General features: G+C 58.6%; 13 protein-coding genes. 8 read left to right on the top strand and 5 right to left on the bottom strand.

The window, feature by feature from the left end; genetic code table 11:
- Positions 1-104: 104 nt before the first annotated feature.
- The gene (gene gcvP / locus KVG95_RS19150; protein WP_217857537.1) at positions 105-2,978 is read left to right on the top strand and encodes an aminomethyl-transferring glycine dehydrogenase; all 2,874 of its coding nucleotides are present in this window, start codon (positions 105-107) and stop codon (positions 2,976-2,978) included.
- Between the two features lie 178 nt (positions 2,979-3,156).
- On the opposite strand, the gene KVG95_RS19145 is transcribed toward gcvP, so the two are convergent.
- From KVG95_RS19145 to KVG95_RS19135, 3 genes are all read right to left on the bottom strand, one after another.
- Complete coding sequence (locus KVG95_RS19145; protein WP_217857536.1) at positions 3,157-3,477, bottom strand: DUF2388 domain-containing protein; 321 nt, start codon at positions 3,475-3,477, stop codon at positions 3,157-3,159.
- Positions 3,478-3,578: 101 nt separating this feature from the next.
- Positions 3,579-5,363 (bottom strand): type IV pilus assembly ATPase TfpB, encoded by a 1,785-nt coding sequence (gene tfpB, locus KVG95_RS19140; RefSeq protein WP_217857535.1) that lies wholly within the window; start codon positions 5,361-5,363, stop codon positions 3,579-3,581.
- A gap of 90 nt (positions 5,364-5,453) precedes the next feature.
- Positions 5,454-5,792 (bottom strand): ACT-like domain-containing protein, encoded by a 339-nt coding sequence (locus tag KVG95_RS19135; protein WP_217857534.1) that lies wholly within the window; start codon positions 5,790-5,792, stop codon positions 5,454-5,456.
- 127 nt (positions 5,793-5,919) lie between these two features.
- On the opposite strand from KVG95_RS19135, the gene KVG95_RS19130 reads away from it, so the two are divergent.
- The gene (locus KVG95_RS19130) at positions 5,920-6,384 is read left to right on the top strand and encodes an Lrp/AsnC family transcriptional regulator (RefSeq protein ID WP_046045137.1); all 465 of its coding nucleotides are present in this window, start codon (positions 5,920-5,922) and stop codon (positions 6,382-6,384) included.
- A gap of 119 nt (positions 6,385-6,503) precedes the next feature.
- Here the strand turns inward: KVG95_RS19130 and KVG95_RS19125 are convergent, their stop codons facing one another.
- Positions 6,504-7,871: a CYTH domain-containing protein gene (locus KVG95_RS19125; RefSeq protein ID WP_217857533.1), complete on the bottom strand. Its 1,368-nt coding sequence runs from the start codon at positions 7,869-7,871 to the stop codon at positions 6,504-6,506.
- A 159-nt stretch (positions 7,872-8,030) separates the two neighbouring features.
- Between KVG95_RS19125 and argE the strand changes: the two genes are divergently transcribed.
- Both argE and argA read left to right on the top strand, forming a co-directional pair.
- Entirely contained in the window at positions 8,031-9,197 is a 1,167-nt protein-coding gene (gene argE / locus KVG95_RS19120) for an acetylornithine deacetylase (protein ID WP_217857532.1), read from the top strand.
- 147 nt (positions 9,198-9,344) lie between these two features.
- Positions 9,345-10,643: an amino-acid N-acetyltransferase gene (argA, locus tag KVG95_RS19115; RefSeq protein WP_217857531.1), complete on the top strand. Its 1,299-nt coding sequence runs from the start codon at positions 9,345-9,347 to the stop codon at positions 10,641-10,643.
- Positions 10,644-10,760: 117 nt separating this feature from the next.
- Here the strand turns inward: argA and tauA are convergent, their stop codons facing one another.
- Positions 10,761-11,747, bottom strand: coding sequence for a taurine ABC transporter substrate-binding protein (gene tauA / locus KVG95_RS19110; protein ID WP_437180798.1), 987 nt, complete (start codon positions 11,745-11,747; stop codon positions 10,761-10,763).
- Between the two features lie 368 nt (positions 11,748-12,115).
- Here tauA and KVG95_RS19105 point away from each other — a divergent pair, with 368 nt between their 5' ends.
- The 4 genes from KVG95_RS19105 (at position 12,116) to KVG95_RS19090 (ending at position 16,432) form a co-directional block, all read left to right on the top strand.
- A complete protein-coding gene (locus KVG95_RS19105; RefSeq protein ID WP_217857529.1) occupies positions 12,116-13,507 on the top strand; it encodes an OprD family porin in 1,392 nt (463 codons plus the stop codon).
- Between the two features lie 293 nt (positions 13,508-13,800).
- The gene (locus KVG95_RS19100; protein WP_217857528.1) at positions 13,801-14,439 is read left to right on the top strand and encodes a peroxiredoxin; all 639 of its coding nucleotides are present in this window, start codon (positions 13,801-13,803) and stop codon (positions 14,437-14,439) included.
- 317 nt (positions 14,440-14,756) lie between these two features.
- Positions 14,757-15,350 carry an NADPH-dependent FMN reductase gene (gene ssuE / locus KVG95_RS19095; protein ID WP_217857527.1) on the top strand — a complete coding sequence of 198 codons (594 nt, stop codon included), beginning with the start codon at positions 14,757-14,759 and terminating at the stop codon, positions 15,348-15,350.
- Between the two features lie 101 nt (positions 15,351-15,451).
- Positions 15,452-16,432, top strand: a complete 981-nt coding sequence (locus KVG95_RS19090; RefSeq protein ID WP_217857526.1) for a sulfonate ABC transporter substrate-binding protein — start codon at positions 15,452-15,454, stop codon at positions 16,430-16,432.
- Positions 16,433-16,437 lie beyond the last annotated feature (5 nt).

The following is a 16,437-nucleotide window of genomic DNA, read 5'->3' as shown; positions in this document are numbered from 1 at the left end:
GGGTATGTGTCAACCTTTCCCGCAGGTTCTCTGCTGGCAGCGACTGCTATGCTGGTTTGACCGCATTGCATCGACGCCGAGCGCCAGTCAAGAGAGAGCCCGTCATGTCCCAGTTGCCGTCCCTGAGCCAGTTACGCGACCCCAATACCTTCCTGCGCCGCCATCTGGGCCCCGATGCCGCTGAACAGCAGGCAATGCTCGACAGCCTTGGTCTTGGCAGCCGGGTCGAACTGATCGAGCAGACGGTGCCGCCGGGAATCCGCCTCAACCGGCCACTGGAGTTGCCGCCGGCCCTCGACGAGGAAGCCGCACTGGCCAAGTTGCGAGGCTACGCTGAGCAGAACCAGGTCTGGACCAGCCTGATCGGCATGGGATACCACGGCACCCTCACGCCGGCCGTCATCCTGCGCAACGTGCTGGAAAATCCCGGTTGGTACACCGCCTATACGCCCTATCAACCAGAGATCGCCCAAGGCCGGCTCGAAGCGTTGCTGAATTTCCAGCAGCTGACCATCGACCTGACCGGCCTGGAACTGGCCAACGCCTCGCTGCTGGATGAAGCCACGGCGGCAGCCGAGGCCATGGCTCTGGCCAAACGCGTGGCCAAATCCAGAAGTAACCTGTTTTTCGTCGATGAGAATTGCCACTCGCAAACCATTTCCGTGGTGCGGACCCGGGCCGAAGGGTTCGGTTTCGAGCTGATCGTCGACGCTGTGGATAACTTGAAACAGCACCAGGTGTTCGGCGCGCTGCTGCAATATCCCGACACCCATGGTGAAGTGCGCGATCTGCGCCCATTGATCGATCATCTGCATGCCCAACAAGCCCTGGCCTGTGTGGCGACCGATCTGCTAAGCCTGCTGTTGCTGACCCCGCCGGGGGAACTGGGCGCCGACGTGGTGTTCGGTTCGTCCCAGCGATTCGGCGTGCCCATGGGGTACGGCGGCCCGCACGCGGCGTTTTTTGCCAGTCGCGACGAATACAAACGGGCGATTCCCGGGCGGATCATCGGCGTATCGAAAGATGCGCGCGGCAACGTCGCTCTGCGCATGGCCCTGCAAACACGTGAGCAACATATCCGCCGGGAGAAAGCCAACTCCAACATCTGCACCGCTCAGGTGCTGCTGGCCAATATCGCCAGCTTCTACGCGGTCTACCATGGCCCGGAAGGGCTCAAACGGATTGCCCAGCGCGTCCACCGGCTGACCTGCATCCTCGCCGCCGGACTGGAGCGTCACGGCATTACCCGTCTCAACCAACACTTCTTCGACACCCTGACCCTGGAGGTCGGTGGCACTCAGACTGCGATCATCGAAAGTGCCCAGGCGGCGCAGATCAACTTGCGTATTCTCGGCCGTGGACAGCTCGGCCTGAGCCTCGACGAAACCTGTGACGAAACCACCGTGGCGAAGCTGTTCGATGTGTTTCTCGGTGCCGATCATGGGCTCAACATCGACGACCTGGACGCTGAAGCGCTGGCATCCGGCATTCCTGCCGGGTTGCAGCGCAGTACGCCGTATCTGCGTCATCCGGTGTTCAACGCTCATCACAGCGAAACCGAAATGCTGCGTTATCTCAAGCAGCTGGAAAACAAAGACCTGGCGCTCAATCAATCGATGATTCCGCTGGGCTCTTGCACCATGAAGCTCAACGCTACCAGCGAGATGATCCCCATCACCTGGCCGCAGTTCGCCAACCTGCATCCGTTCGTGCCCAAAGAGCAGGTGGTGGGTTATTCCTTGATGATCGAGGAACTGGAGCGCTGGCTCTGCGCGATCACCGGTTTCGATGCGATCTGCATGCAACCCAACTCGGGCGCTCAGGGTGAGTACGCCGGGTTGTTGGCGATCCGCAAATATCACGAGAGCCGCCATCAGGGCGCGCGGGATATCTGCCTGATCCCGTCCTCGGCCCACGGCACCAACCCGGCCTCGGCGCAAATGGCCGGAATGCGGGTGGTGATCGTCGAGTGCGACGAGGGGGGTAATGTCGATCTGAATGATCTGAAGGAAAAGGCCACGGAGGCGGGGGACAAACTCGCCTGCCTGATGGCGACTTATCCTTCGACCCACGGGGTCTACGAGGAAGGCATCAGCGAGATCTGTGAAGTTATCCACAGCCATGGCGGTCAGGTGTACATGGATGGCGCCAACCTCAATGCGCAGGTTGGATTGGCAAGGCCGGCTGACATCGGTGCCGACGTGTCGCACATGAACCTGCACAAAACCTTCTGCATTCCCCACGGCGGTGGCGGACCGGGGATGGGCCCGATCGGCGTTCGGGCGCACCTGGCACCGTTCGTCGCCAATCACCCGGTGGTGCCAATCGAAGGTCCGCTGCCGGAGAACGGCGCGGTGAGCGCGGCCCCTTGGGGCAGCGCAAGCATTCTGCCCATCAGCTGGATGTACATCGCCATGATGGGGCCGCAACTGGCGGACGCGAGCGAGGTGGCGATTCTCGCCGCGAATTACCTGGCGCAGCATTTGGCTGGTGCGTTTCCGGTGCTCTACACCGGGCGCAACGAGCGAGTGGCCCACGAATGCATTCTCGACTTGCGACCGCTCAAGGCACAGACCGGGATCAGTGAAGAGGACGTTGCCAAGCGTCTGATGGACTATGGCTTCCATGCGCCGACCATGTCGTTCCCGGTGCCGGGGACGTTGATGGTCGAACCGACCGAGAGTGAGTCGAAGGCGGAACTGGACCGTTTTATTGGCGCGATGCTGAGTATCCGCGCGGAAATCACCGAGGTGCAGAACGGCAACTGGCCGGCAGAGGACAACCCGCTGAAACGTTCGCCGCATACCTTGGCCGACATCACCGGGGTTTGGGAGCGGCCGTACAGCATTGAGCAGGCGGTGACGCCGGATGCTCACACCAAGGCCCATAAGTACTGGCCGGTGGTGAACCGTGTGGACAATGTCTATGGCGACCGCAATCTGTTTTGCGCGTGTGTGCCGGTGGACGAATACCGCTGAAGTAACGGAACACACAAACCCCAATGTGGGAGCGGGCTTGCTCGCGAAAGCGGTGCAACATTCACAATTGATGTCGACTGAAACACCGCTTTCGCGAGCAAGCCCGCTCCCACAATGGATCGCATTTCGGGCAAAAAAATGCCGCTCATGAGAGCGGCATTTTGTTAAGCCACGAACCTTATTTCGAGGCGATGGCATTCTTCGCCAGGATTGCGTTTGCCAATTCCATGTCCGTGGCTTGCAGGCCAGGGTTATCGGCGCGGACTTTCTGTATCGCAGCTTCCAGATAGGGGCCGCGAATTACGCCGTCACTGGCGACAAAGCTGCCGGCGTCGTCCTGGGCGGCGACGACCAGCTTGTGATCCCTGGAGGTCAGGTAGGACGTACCGGTGGTGGCACCGGAAGTAAGGACGTTACGCCAAAAGCTGTCATCAGCCATCGCCGAACCGACTGGAAGGGACAACACGGCGAAGGTAACAACAGCAAGTTTGAGACGCATAAAAGGTGACTCCACTGGATTAACTGCGGGCTTTGATTGCCAATAACCCAATCCAGTTCCGTGACGTTAGTCGGCCTGGAGTGTGTAGCGGTTGCAATGGCCTACTTCTGCTCACTCTGCGGCGTCACTCGCAACACCTCTTCGATCGTGGTCAAACCCGCCGCCACTTTCTGCGCCCCCGACAGCCGCAAACTGCGCATGCCTTCCTTGAAGGCCTGACGGCGGACCGCCAGCAAATCGGTATCAGGGTTGATCAGCGCTTTAATGCCGTCAGTCAGCTGCATGATTTCGTACACCCCGGCGCGGCCGCGATAGCCGGTTTCGCGGCATTCCAGGCAGCCGATGGCGCGTTGTGCGTTACCTGGCAGTGGCGCTTGCCAAGGCCGGGTCAGGGTTTGCCAGTCGTCCTCGCCCAAAGTTAATGGCGCCTTGCAATGCGGGCAGAGGGTCCGGACCAGACGCTGAGCCATGACCCCGAGCACCGTGGCCTTGATCAGGTAATGCGGCACGCCGAGTTCCAGCAGGCGGCTGATGGCGCTCGGGGCGTCGTTGGTGTGCAACGTCGACAACACCAAGTGGCCGGTGAGTGCGGCTTGAATCGCCATTTCGGCGGTTTCGAGGTCGCGGATCTCGCCGATCATGATGATGTCCGGGTCTTGCCGCATCAGCGCACGCACGCCGGCGGCAAAGGTCAGGTCGATGTTGTGCTGGACCTGCATCTGATTGAACGCCGGTTCGACCATTTCGATCGGGTCTTCAATGGTGCAGAGGTTGACCTCCGGCGTCGCCAGTTTCTTCAGGGTGGTGTACAGCGTGGTGGTCTTGCCTGAACCGGTCGGCCCGGTCACCAGAATGATGCCATTGGGCTGGCGGGTCATGTCTTGCCAGCGACGCAGGTCATCGGCGGAAAAACCCAGCTGATCGAAGTCCTTGAGCAGCACTTCCGGGTCGAAGATCCGCATGACCATTTTTTCACCGAACGCCGTCGGTAATGTCGACAGCCGCAATTCGACTTCGCCGCCGTCCGGGGTTTTGGTTTTTACCCGGCCGTCCTGGGGTTTGCGCTTTTCTGCGACGTTCATCCGCCCCAGGCTTTTCAGGCGGCTGACGATAGCCATGGTCACTTGCGGCGGGAATTGATAGACGTTGTGCAGCACGCCGTCGATGCGAAAGCGCACCGTGCCTTGCTCGCGTCGGGGTTCGATGTGGATATCGCTGGCCCGTTGCTGGAACGCGTACTGGAACAGCCAATCGACGATGTTGACGATGTGCGCATCGTTGGCGTCCGGCTCCTGGTCGCTGGCGCCGAGGTTGAGCAACTGTTCGAAGTTGCCCAGGGTGCTGGTCTGTTGATCGGCGTTGGTGGCGCCGCTGACCGATTTGGCCAAGCGGAAAAATTCCACGCTGAAGCGCTGGATGTCCACCGGGTTGGCCACCACGCGCTTGATCGGCAGCTTCAGCACGTGGGTCAAATCGGCTTCCCAGCTGCTGACGAAGGGCTGGGCGCTGGCCACGGTGACGGCGTCGCGGTCGATGGACACCGCCAGAATCTTGTGGCGTTGGGCGAAGGCATAGGACATCAACGGCGTAATGGCCGCGACATTGATTTTCAGCGGGTCGATGCGCAAGTAAGGCTGACCGGCCTGCTGAGACAGCCAGAGTGTCAGGCTTTCCAGATCGAGGTGTTTGCCGGGACGGCTGAGGTCGTCCAGGTGTTGGCTGGCGATGAATTCCAGCGGGTGCTGCTGACCATTTATGGCGTGACGGCGGCGGGCGTTGAGTGCGTGTTCGGCCGAGTCCTGACTGATAAAGCCTTGGGAGACCAATTCACGCAGCAAATCATTGAGGTCCAGCCAGCGGTCCTGAGTGGCGAGTTGAACGGACATGCGGGCTCCTTATGAACAACCGTTCACAAAGGATAGCCGCGCACCCGCAGACCGTTGGGCCACTACCCGACCAAGACGTGTCGGGTTTTTTCAGCCTGCCGCCTGAACCAGCTCTCCCCACGCAGAATCAGCCGCTTGCAGGTTCACCGAGCAGACGCTGATCAGGTTACGTAATTTTTCCGCGATCACTTGAGCACGGTGCCAGCTCAGGCCGTCCATGACGATGTCGATCGACAGCAGATCGTCCATACGCTGCACGTTGACCTGCTGCGGCGTCAAAAACTGCAAGGCGAACAAGTTGAGCGCCCGACACAGCAGATCCGGTTCGGCCTCGGCCAGTAATTGATAGTGAACGCGACAGTGGGCGTTGCTGACGTTCCAGACATCGGCGCGGGCGGGCAGGGTGTTCACGGCTTCTAAATGCGGCATGGTCCGGTCTCCAAAATCACTGGAGGAATTTTTACATTCGGTGCGGGGCATTTCTTATCTATGATTGGGCTTATTGACCATTTATCGAATAGATCAATTCGATTTAGTACCCACTACAGGTTTTTCTATGCACAGCGAGCTGGATGGCTACGACCGCAAGATTCTCGCGTTGCTGCAAGAGGACGCTTCGCTCTCCAGCGCGCAGATCGCCGAACAGGTAGGGCTCTCACAGTCGCCATGTTGGCGACGGATTCAGCGGATGAAGGAGGAGGGGATCATTCGCGGTCAGGTGACGTTGCTTGACCGCAAGAAAATCGGCCTTAACACGCAGATTTTCGCCGAGATCAAACTCAACGCCCACGGACGTTCGAACTTCACTGAGTTCACCGAGGCGATTCGCGGCTTTCCCGAAGTGCTGGAATGTTATGTGCTGATGGGGTCGGTGGATTTCTTGCTGCGGATTGTCACGGCAGACATCGAGGCTTATGAGCGCTTCTTCTTCGAGAAACTGTCGATGGTGCCGGGGATTCAGGAGGTCAACTCGATCGTGGCGTTGTCGGAAATCAAATCCACGACGAGTTTGCCCGTCTGAAGCTTTTGCGGTGAATGTGCTGGCCTCATCGCGGGCAAGCCCCACATTGATCTTCAGCGTCCACGAATACGTGAGCGACAGATAACCCTGTGGGAGCGAGCCTGCTCGCGATGGCGGTATCACAGACGCAGCAAAGTCTTCCAGGCGCGATTCTGATACACCGCAATCGCCTGGTGCTTACGCGCATCCAGCGATTCATCGGTGATCGGCTCGTTGGCCAGTTGCGTCAGTTTGTTCAGCTCACCGTACAAGCGATCCATTTCCGGGATCTCCAGCACGCCACGTGCATGATGCAACCAGGACTGGATGCGCTCGATACGCGGCAGTTGCTCAGCCAAGTCTTCCGGCTGTTGCTGGTAACGCTGCAATTGCAGCGAGTTGGCTTCTTCACCCAGCATGCGCGGCAGCCAGCTGCCCAGTTGTGCAGCGCCCTGGCGATTGCCGCGGGTGTTGCGATCGGCGGCCCAGGCGCGGGCCAGCAACCAGCGTGAAGTGTTCAGGGAGAACAGGCCCCAGCGCACGTCTTCCAGTTCTTCGAGGAACTGCTCCGGCGCGGCTTTGCGCACGTCTTCGTCATCGAGGCCGGCTTGTACCAGCGGGCGCCAGTCTTCCAGCAGGGCATCCAGCGCGACCCGCAGATCGTGAGTCGACTGACGCGGTGCGGCCTGACCGAGGCTGCTGATCAGCGCGCGCATTTCAGCGAGGTTCTCGACCCAGTCCTGCAACAGGCGCCAGTGGCCATTGAAGCGATATTGCTCGGCCAGACGTTGGCTGCTGCTCAGCAAATGCCAGCTCAGGGCGGCGAATGCATCGTCCAGCGGCATTTCGGCGGTGATCTGCGGCGTCGGCAAGCTCAGCGAGTAGCTGTTGGCATCGAACAAGCGATAACCGCGTTCGGCCTTGCTGATGTCACATGGCATCAGCGCCAGGGTTGCGGCCAGTTCGGCGGCCAGTTCCAGCAACGCGGCCGGTTCGCCTTCGCGCAGTTCCAGTTCAAGCTCGCAGATTTCTTCTTTCTGCTTGCCGACCGCCACGTGGCCCAGGTCCAGCGCGGCTTCGATGACCACTTTGGTCTTGCCACGGCCCCAAGCGATTTCCGCGCGTTCGCGAACGAAATCGGTGGTAAAGATGGCTTTCAGGGTTTTCTTGTCCAGCTCGGCCAGCTCTTCGGGCCAGCATTCACCGTCGAGTTTCTTCACGTCGAGTTTGGCTTTGGGCAGGGACCAGTCGTACTCGTGACGCTCGGACAGACCGGCGACGCTCTGGCCACGGGTCTTGAGGGTCTGAATCACTTCTTCGCCATCGCGGCGCAGGCGCAGGGCAACCTTGGCGCGGGCCAGGTCGCGCTCAGGCGTGTCGAAGTACTGGTTCATCAACTCACGGCGTTCCCAGCCACTTTTGTTGCGTTTTTTCAGTAACGGGTGCTCGCGCAGAGCGGCGAGGGTTTCGCGGCTGACGCGGAGTTTGATTTCGGTTTCTTTCTGCATGGCCGGAAAATCCAGGATCGGGAGCGCAGCCGGGGGAATGTGTGGCTGCCAAGGTCGTGCAGTGTACAGGACTGATCCGTCCTACGCGCCGTAGCGGTTTATTCCTGTCGCCGGATGGTTCTATGATGGACTTCAATTCGGGAGTGTTGGGAGTCAGCGATGCCTTTGCCGTCCATGAAAGATCAGTTCGCTGCGCTGATCGCCGCGCCATCCGTCAGCTGTACCCAACCCAGCCTGGATCAAACCAATCGGCCGGTCATCGACTTGTTGGCGACATGGCTCGGGGACTTGGGTTTTGCCTGCGATATCCAGCAGGTCAGCCCCGGCAAATTCAATCTGCTGGCCAGTTTTGGTTCCGGCCCCGGCGGCCTGGTGCTGGCCGGTCACAGCGATACGGTGCCGTACGACGAGGCGTTGTGGCAGACCGACCCGCTGAAACTGACGGAAGTGGACGGTCGTTGGGTCGGCTTGGGCAGTTGCGACATGAAGGGCTTTTTTGCCCTGGCCATCGAAGCCGTCAAACCCCTGCTCGACCAACCGTTCAAGCAACCCTTGCTGATCCTCGCCACCTGCGATGAAGAAAGCTCGATGTCTGGCGCTCGCGCTCTGGCCGAAGCCGGGCGGCCATTAGGTCGCGCGGCGGTGATCGGCGAGCCGACCGGGCTGAAGCCGGTGCGGATGCACAAAGGCATCATGATGGAACGCATCGACATCCTCGGCCAGAGTGGCCATTCCTCGGACCCGCGCCTGGGCCATAGCGCCCTTGAAGCCATGCACGATGCCATCGGCGAACTGCGCGGCTTGCGCCTGGCGTGGCAGCGCGAATTCCGTAACCTGCAGTTCAGCGTGCCACAACCGACGATGAATTTCGGCTGCATTCACGGCGGCGATAACCCCAACCGCATCTGCGGCCAGTGCTCGCTGGAGTTCGACTTGCGTCCGTTGCCGGGCATGGACCCCAAAGCCCTGCGCGCGGCGATTTTGCAGAAGCTCGATCCGATTGCCGAACGGCATAAGGTGAAGATCGATTACGCGCCGCTGTTCCCCGAAGTGCCACCTTTCGAGCAGGCCGAGGCCTGCGAATTGGTGAAGGTCGCTGAAAAGCTTACCGGCCATCGCGCCGAAGCAGTGGCATTCGGCACAGAAGCGCCTTATCTTCAGCGCCTTGGTTGTGAAACGTTGGTATTGGGACCGGGCGACATCGCCTGCGCCCACCAACCGGGGGAATACCTCGAAATGTCACGTCTGCAGCCTACCGTGCATCTATTACGTCAATTGATTGAACATTACTGCCTGACGCCGGCCAAAACGACGATGCCAGTGTAGGAGCGTGTATAAATTGCCGATGTCCCAACCCGTATTCATGAGGAGAGCGCGCGTGTCGCCAAGCCTGTTCCGACGATAACCATCAGCCCGCTGTGCGTTTACTGCTTTACCCTTTTTTCGGCTGCTATTTATTACAGGCCCAGGTTCATGCCCGAATACGTCAATTGGCTTCGCCACGCTTCGCCTTACATCAACGCCCACCGCGATTGCACCTTCGTCGTCATGCTGCCCGGCGACGGCGTGGAGCACCCGAACTTCGGCAACATCGTCCACGACCTGGTGCTGCTGCACAGCCTGGGCGTGCGTCTGGTGCTGGTTCACGGTTCGCGTCCGCAAATTGAAACCCGCCTCGCTGCTCGCGGCCTGACCCCGCATTACCACCATGGCATGCGCATCACCGATGCGGCGACGCTTGAGTGCGTGATCGATGCAGTCGGCCAACTGCGCATCGCCATCGAAGCGCGGCTGTCCATGGACATGGCCTCATCGCCCATGCAGGGTTCGCGCCTGCGGGTGGCCAGCGGCAATCTGGTGACTGCACGGCCGATCGGCGTACTTGAAGGTGTCGACTATCACCACACCGGCGAAGTGCGCCGGGTCGACCGCAAAGGCATCAATCGCCTGCTGGACGAACGCTCCATCGTGTTGTTGTCGCCATTGGGTTACTCGCCGACCGGTGAGATCTTCAACCTCGCCTGCGAAGATGTCGCTACCCGCGCCGCTATCGATCTGGGGGCAGACAAGCTGCTGTTGTTTGGCGCGGACCCTGGTCTGATCGACGAAAATGGCCGGCTAGTCCGCGAACTGCGTCCGCAGCAAGTGCCAGCGCATTTGCTGCGTTTGGGCAGCAATTATCAAGCGGAGCTGCTGGATGCGGCCGCTGAGGCGTGCCGGGGCGGGGTGGCGCGCAGTCACATCGTCAGCTACGCCGAAGATGGCGCGCTGTTGACCGAACTGTTCACCCGTGACGGTGGCGGTACGCTGGTGGCCCAGGAGCAATTCGAAGTTGTGCGCGAGGCAGCCATCGAGGATGTCGGCGGTTTGCTGGACCTGATCAGCCCGCTGGAAGAGCAGGGCATTCTGGTACGGCGTTCCCGCGAGGTGCTGGAGCGTGAGATCGAGCAGTTCAGCGTGGTCGAACGCGAAGGCATGATCATCGCCTGCGCCGCGCTCTATCAGATCGCCGATTCGGATGCCGGGGAGTTGGCGTGTCTGGCGGTGAACCCGGAGTACCGCCATGGCGGTCGTGGCGATGAACTGTTGGAACGCATCGAAACCCGCGCCCGGGCACAGGGTCTGAAAACCTTGTTCGTGCTGACCACCCGGACCGCCCACTGGTTTCGTGAGCGGGGCTTCGTGCCAAGCAGCGTCGAACGCCTGCCGTCGGCGCGGGCATCGCTTTACAACTACCAGCGTAATTCGAAGATCTTCGAAAAAACCCTCTGAACCGGGCGACCCCAAACCCAACACGAGCGAGGCTTGCCCGCGAATTAGGCGACTCGATTTATCGGTTGTCCTTGATGACGCCGCGGGCAAGCCTCGCTCCTACAGGGGGGCGGGGTGTTATTCAGTGACATATTTCGCGCTGACATACGGCGAATAATCCGGCAGCACCGTCTCGACCTTCCCTTGCTCCTTCAAAAACTTTGCCGTCTCACCAATCGCCTTGGCTGTGCCACCGTCCAATAGCGCGGTGGTCTGTTGTGCCTTGGCATCCGGGAATGTGGACCCGGCCAGCAGTTCCGGTACATCGGCGGCATTGGCACCGGTCAATTTGGCGATTTTTTGCACCGGTGCCGAATCGGCGGTCCAGCTGTCTTTATGGGCAGCATAGTCGGCGAATGAATCCAGAGTGACCTTGGCAAATCGGGCCACGACATCAGGATGCTTCTCGGCGTAATCCTTGCGAGCGACCCACACCTCGAAGGTCGGCGCGCCCCATTGGCCGACCTGCGCCGCGTCGGTCAATGTCTTGCCGGTCTTGCGGATTTCCCCCAGCGCCGGCGACCAGACAAACGCGCCATCGATGTCGCCACGCTTCCAGGCTGCGGCGATTTCCGCCGGTTGCAGGTTCACCACTTTGACTTTAGAGGCGTCCAGGCCCCAGTGCTTCAGGGCGCCAAGCAGGCTGTAGTGGGAGGTTGAAACGAAGGGCGTGGCGATGGTTTTGCCGATCAAATCTTGCGGTTTATCAATGCCGCTGCCGTTGCGCACCACAAGGGCTTCGGCAGCGTTGATCTGAGCCGAAACAATGAACGCGACAATCGGCAGGTTACGCGATGCGGCTGCCGCCAGCGGGCTTGAGCCGAGGTTGCCAATCTGCACATCACCGGACGCAATGGCGGTGACCACTTCCGGGCCACTGTTAAAGCGACGCCAATCGATTTTCTGGCCAATGGTTTTCTCGTAAACACCATCAGCCTGAGGGACTTTGCTCGGGTCGATACCGGTTTGATAACCGACGGTGAGAGTCGCCGCGTGAGCGGAAAAAGAAAATATCAGCGATACACAAACTGTAACAAATTGACTAGATAGTGCGCGTTTGGCCATCATGGCGTCGCCTTTTCGATAGTGATTGACGTATGGGGAATACGCCAACGCTAATCGATCTAAAAAAAGGCTCATAAATACCATTTAGTAATTAGCTTATGAGCCGATACCTTTTGTCCCGGTTCGGATCATGGCTCGAGAGCTATATTCCTAAATGGAATTAAAAAGAATGAAATAATTCTTTTTGGGTTTATGAGGAACTCATTACCCTGCAGGGACCAAATCACTGCGATTAGACCTTGGTCGCAGACACATATGGTTACGATTGACTTGTCAGTCACGGTCTGGCGCTAATCGCGCATCTGTGGATCTAGGGCGTTAGACCCGAGACCAAAGAACACAAAAATTAGAACGAGAGGAGCGAAACAATGAAGAAGTCCACCTTGGCCCTGGCTGTGGCCGTAGGGGTTTTGGCGCAGCAGGCAGGCGCCGCCGGTTTCATCGAAGACAGCAAGGCTACATTGGGGCTGCGCAACTTCTACATCAACACGGATAACCGTGACGGTGATGCCAAAGCCGCTGGTGCACAGAATAAACAAGAAGAGTGGGGCCAAGCGTTCCAGCTGAACTTTATCTCGGGTTACACCCAAGGCACCGTAGGCTTCGGTATCGATGCTATCGGTCTGTTGGGAGTTCGTCTGGATTCTGGCGGCGGTACTAACGGTGCAAGTCCGGCAACCCGTACCAATTATGGTTCTTACGGTGGTACGGTCTTCCCAAGTGATTCCAATGGCGAGGCGGTCAACAACTTCTCCAGCCTGGGTCTTACCGCAAAAGCCAAGATTTCGCAGACTGAGCTGAAGCTCGGCACCCTGCAGCCAAAATTGCCGGTAATCGTAACCAACGATGGTCGTTTGCTACCGCAAACTTTCCAGGGTGGCCAGATCACGTCGAACGAGATCAAGGACCTAACCCTTGTGGGCGGTCAGATCGAGCACGTCAAAGGTCGTAACTCGAGCAACAATGAAGAATTGTCCATCGCTGGCGCAAACGGCCGTACTGCGGCAGGACGTGACAGCAACAAGTTCATTTACGGCGGTGGTGACTACAAGATCACCAAGGATCTGACCGCGCAGTATTACTACGGCAACCTGGACCAATTCTACAAGCAACATTTCTTGGGGCTGGTTCATAGCTGGTCCATCGGTCCAGGTGTGTTGAAGTCGGACTTCCGTTACTTTAACAGCCGTGATGATGGCGCTAACGGCCATGATGCCAACTACTTCACAACTGGTGATTACGGTACGGGCATCACCAAGGGTAAAGTCGACAACAACTTGTACAGTGGCTTGTTCCTGTACTCGGTTGCCGGTCACACCTTCGGTGGCGGTTACCAGGTCAGCAATGGCGATAGCGATTTCCCATGGCTGAACCAAGGTGACGGCTCTTCGGCTTACCTCACTACCGACATGCAGATCGCCAAGTTCGCCCGTGCCGGCGAACGCACCTGGCAAGCTCGCTACTCGTATGATTTCGCCAAGGTTGGCGTGCCTGGCTTGACCGCCGGCATTGTTTACCTACGTGGTGACAATATCGACACCAGCGGTCGAGTGGGTTCAACCACTCCACAGAGACTCGTTTCGGCGACTGGCCGTTCCGAATGGGAGCGCGACCTGACTCTGGCGTACGTAGTACCAGAAGGTCCACTGAAAAACCTGGGCTTCACCTGGAAAAACGCCATGTGGCGCAACGACATTCCAGGTCAGCGCGACCAGGACGAAAACCGTCTGATCGTCAGCTACTCGATCCCGCTGTTGTAATAGCGCTCGCGTAACCGACGTAAAAAAAGCCCCGCCCGGCATCACGCCGGGCGGGGCTTTTGCGTTTTCAAGGTGGGCTCACCCCCGTAAACCCTCCTTGAAATTCCCCTTTTTGCAACAACTCAAGGCCTTCTCGAACCTTGTGACCGATGTTCATCCCGATGGTCGTTCAGGTCCAGTGAACAGATATTTAATATTCTTTTATGGTCTAAATAAATCGATATTTATTCTTTTTAATTAATATCGAACGCAGGCACAGTTGAGCTCAACAAGCACTCACAAGGAGCAGCACCATGAGCCTCAGACTTGGCGATATCGCCCCCGATTTCGAACAGGATTCCAGCGCCGGCACTATCCGTTTCCACGAATGGCTGGGCGATAGCTGGGGCGTGTTGTTTTCCCATCCGGCGGACTTCACGCCGGTATGCACAACCGAGCTGGGCTTCACCGCCAGGCTCAAGGATGAATTCGCTCAACGCGGCGTCAAAGCCATTGCTCTGTCGGTAGACCCGGTGGACTCGCATCACAAGTGGATCGAGGACATCAACGAAACCCAGAACGCCATCGTCAACTTCCCGATCCTCGCCGATGCGGACCGCAAAGTGTCCGACCTGTATGACCTGATCCATCCGAATGCCAACGACACCCTGACCGTACGTTCGCTGTTCGTGATCGATCCGAACAAGAAGATTCGGCTGACGATTACTTACCCGGCGAGTACCGGCCGTAATTTCAATGAAATTTTGCGGGTGATCGATTCGCTGCAGCTCACCGACAACTACAAAGTGGCCACCCCGGCCAACTGGCAGGACGGTGATGAAGTGGTGATTGTGCCGTCGCTCAAGGACGAAGACGAAATCAGGCAACGCTTTCCCAAGGGTTATCGCGCGGTGAAACCGTACCTGCGTCTGACACCGCAACCGAACAGGTAATCATCCGAATTTGACGATCGCTCCCACGCTCTGCGTGGGAGCGCCGCCCGTGACGCTCTGCGTCACAGTGGACGCGGAGCGTCCATGGATGCATTCCCACGCAGAGCGTGGGAATGATCAGTCCACCAAAGCAGGGGATTTCAGGCCGTTTCGACGGCCTGTTTTTTTGCCTGGAAAAAGACAATTTTCATATTCGTTTAGGATATAACCAAATGAATAAATATGATTTATAGATATATAAATCAACTGTTAAGGTCACTCCATCAACGCGAGATCGCCAGCCGCGAATCGCCAACATCGCTTAAGGAATTGTCTGAATGCTGGTCGTCTCACTTGGTGGCAGTCCCAGCCCACGCTCCCGTTCCGGAGTTTTGCTGGAGCGCTCGCGACGCTGGTTGCAAGAGCAAGGGGTGGAAGTGGTGAGTTACCAGGTACGGGACTTCCCGGCCGAAGATTTGCTGCATGCCCGCTTCGACAGCCCGAAGGTGATCGACCTGCTGCAACAGATTGAAAACGCCGATGGCTTGCTGATCGCCACGCCGGTTTACAAAGCGTCGTTCTCCGGTGCGCTGAAAACCTTACTCGATCTGCTGCCCGAACGTGCCTTGAGCCACAAGGTGGTTTTGCCGATGGCTACCGGCGGTAGCATCGCCCACATGCTGGCGGTGGATTACGCGCTCAAACCGGTGCTGTCGGCGTTGAAAGCCCAGGAAATGCTACAGGGGATTTTCGCCGTGGACAGCCAGATCGCTTACGGCGAAGGCAGCGCCCAGGCGCAGTTGGCGCCGGAGCTTACGCAACGATTGTTTGAAGCGCTGGAGCAGTTTTTCAGCGCCATGGCTCGTCGGCCCAAGCCGCTCGATCCGAACCTGTTGAACGAACGTTTGTTGAGTGCTCGCTGGAGCATTTAAGCCAGCACTCAAGCCATACCTGAATTTGAAATACTCACCTTACTCAGCCGCTAACGGTCAAGCAGGTGCAGCCAAAACCCAACTGCAAAAAGGAGAGCGCTATGCGCACTGTCATTTTGCGTCGTGGTCTGGTCGCTCTGTTTGCTGCGGCTGTGTCCTTCGGCGCCATTACTCAAGCTCAGGCGCTTTCTACCCATGAAGGCGTGCTAAGAATCGGTTATCAAAAGTACGGCACTCTGGTGCTGCTCAAAGCCAAAGGCACACTCGAAAAACGCCTCGCCGCCCAAGGCGTGGACGTGCAATGGACTGAATTCCCCGGTGGCCCACAACTGCTCGAAGGCCTGAACGTCGGCTCCATCGACTTTGGCGTCACCGGTGAAACGCCGCCCGTGTTCGCTCAAGCGGCCGGTGCCGATCTGCTCTACGTCGCTTATGAACCACCAGCGCCACACAGCGAGGCGATCCTGGTGCCGAAGGGTTCGCCGATCAAATCGGTGCAGGAACTCAAGGGCAAAAAAGTCGTGCTCAACAAAGGCTCCAACGTGCACTACCTGTTGGTGCGTGCGCTTGAAGACGCCGGCCTCAAATACACCGACATCCAGACCGTGTTCCTGCCGCCAGCCGATGCCCGCGCCGCGTTCGAGCGTGGCAGTGTCGATGCCTGGGTGATCTGGGACCCGTACCAGGCCGCCGCCGAACAGCAACTGCAAGCACGCACTCTGCGCGATGGCCAGGGCATCGTCGATAACCACCAGTTCTATCTGGCGACCAAACCTTACGCACAGAAGAATCCTGAAGTGATCAAGGCGCTGGTGGAAGAAGTACGCGCGGTTGGCGAATGGTCCAAGGCCAATCCCGAGGATGTGACCAAGCAGGTTTCGCCACTGCTTGGCCTGCCAGCGGACATCACCCTGACCTCGATGAAACGCCAAGGCTACGGTGCACTGTTCCTGACCCCTGATGTAGTCGCGGCCCAGCAAAAAATCGCCGACAGCTTCTACCAGCTCAAGCTGATTCCCAAACCCTTGAGCATTAAAGACGTGATCTGGACGCCACCGGCGGCCGTTGCCAATGCGCAGTAATTCGC

This window comes from Pseudomonas farris (assembly GCF_019145235.1).
GTDB lineage: Bacteria > Pseudomonadota > Gammaproteobacteria > Pseudomonadales > Pseudomonadaceae > Aquipseudomonas > Aquipseudomonas farris.
This window is presented reverse-complemented; position numbering and strand designations above follow the sequence as displayed.

Excerpts from the sequence above, each read along its gene's own strand:
- gcvP (WP_217857537.1), top strand. The coding sequence starts at position 105 with ATGTCCCAGTTGCCGTCCCTGAGCCAGTTACGCGACCCCAATACCTTC.
- KVG95_RS19145 (WP_217857536.1), bottom strand. The coding sequence starts at position 3,477 with ATGCGTCTCAAACTTGCTGTTGTTACCTTCGCCGTGTTGTCCCTTCCA.
- tfpB (WP_217857535.1), bottom strand. The coding sequence starts at position 5,363 with ATGTCCGTTCAACTCGCCACTCAGGACCGCTGGCTGGACCTCAATGAT.
- KVG95_RS19135 (WP_217857534.1), bottom strand. The coding sequence starts at position 5,792 with ATGCCGCATTTAGAAGCCGTGAACACCCTGCCCGCCCGCGCCGATGTC.
- KVG95_RS19130 (WP_046045137.1), top strand. The coding sequence starts at position 5,920 with ATGCACAGCGAGCTGGATGGCTACGACCGCAAGATTCTCGCGTTGCTG.
- KVG95_RS19125 (WP_217857533.1), bottom strand. The coding sequence starts at position 7,871 with ATGCAGAAAGAAACCGAAATCAAACTCCGCGTCAGCCGCGAAACCCTC.
- argE (WP_217857532.1), top strand. The coding sequence starts at position 8,031 with ATGCCTTTGCCGTCCATGAAAGATCAGTTCGCTGCGCTGATCGCCGCG.
- argA (WP_217857531.1), top strand. The coding sequence starts at position 9,345 with ATGCCCGAATACGTCAATTGGCTTCGCCACGCTTCGCCTTACATCAAC.
- tauA (WP_437180798.1), bottom strand. The coding sequence starts at position 11,747 with ATGGCCAAACGCGCACTATCTAGTCAATTTGTTACAGTTTGTGTATCG.
- KVG95_RS19105 (WP_217857529.1), top strand. The coding sequence starts at position 12,116 with ATGAAGAAGTCCACCTTGGCCCTGGCTGTGGCCGTAGGGGTTTTGGCG.
- KVG95_RS19100 (WP_217857528.1), top strand. The coding sequence starts at position 13,801 with ATGAGCCTCAGACTTGGCGATATCGCCCCCGATTTCGAACAGGATTCC.
- ssuE (WP_217857527.1), top strand. The coding sequence starts at position 14,757 with ATGCTGGTCGTCTCACTTGGTGGCAGTCCCAGCCCACGCTCCCGTTCC.
- KVG95_RS19090 (WP_217857526.1), top strand. The coding sequence starts at position 15,452 with ATGCGCACTGTCATTTTGCGTCGTGGTCTGGTCGCTCTGTTTGCTGCG.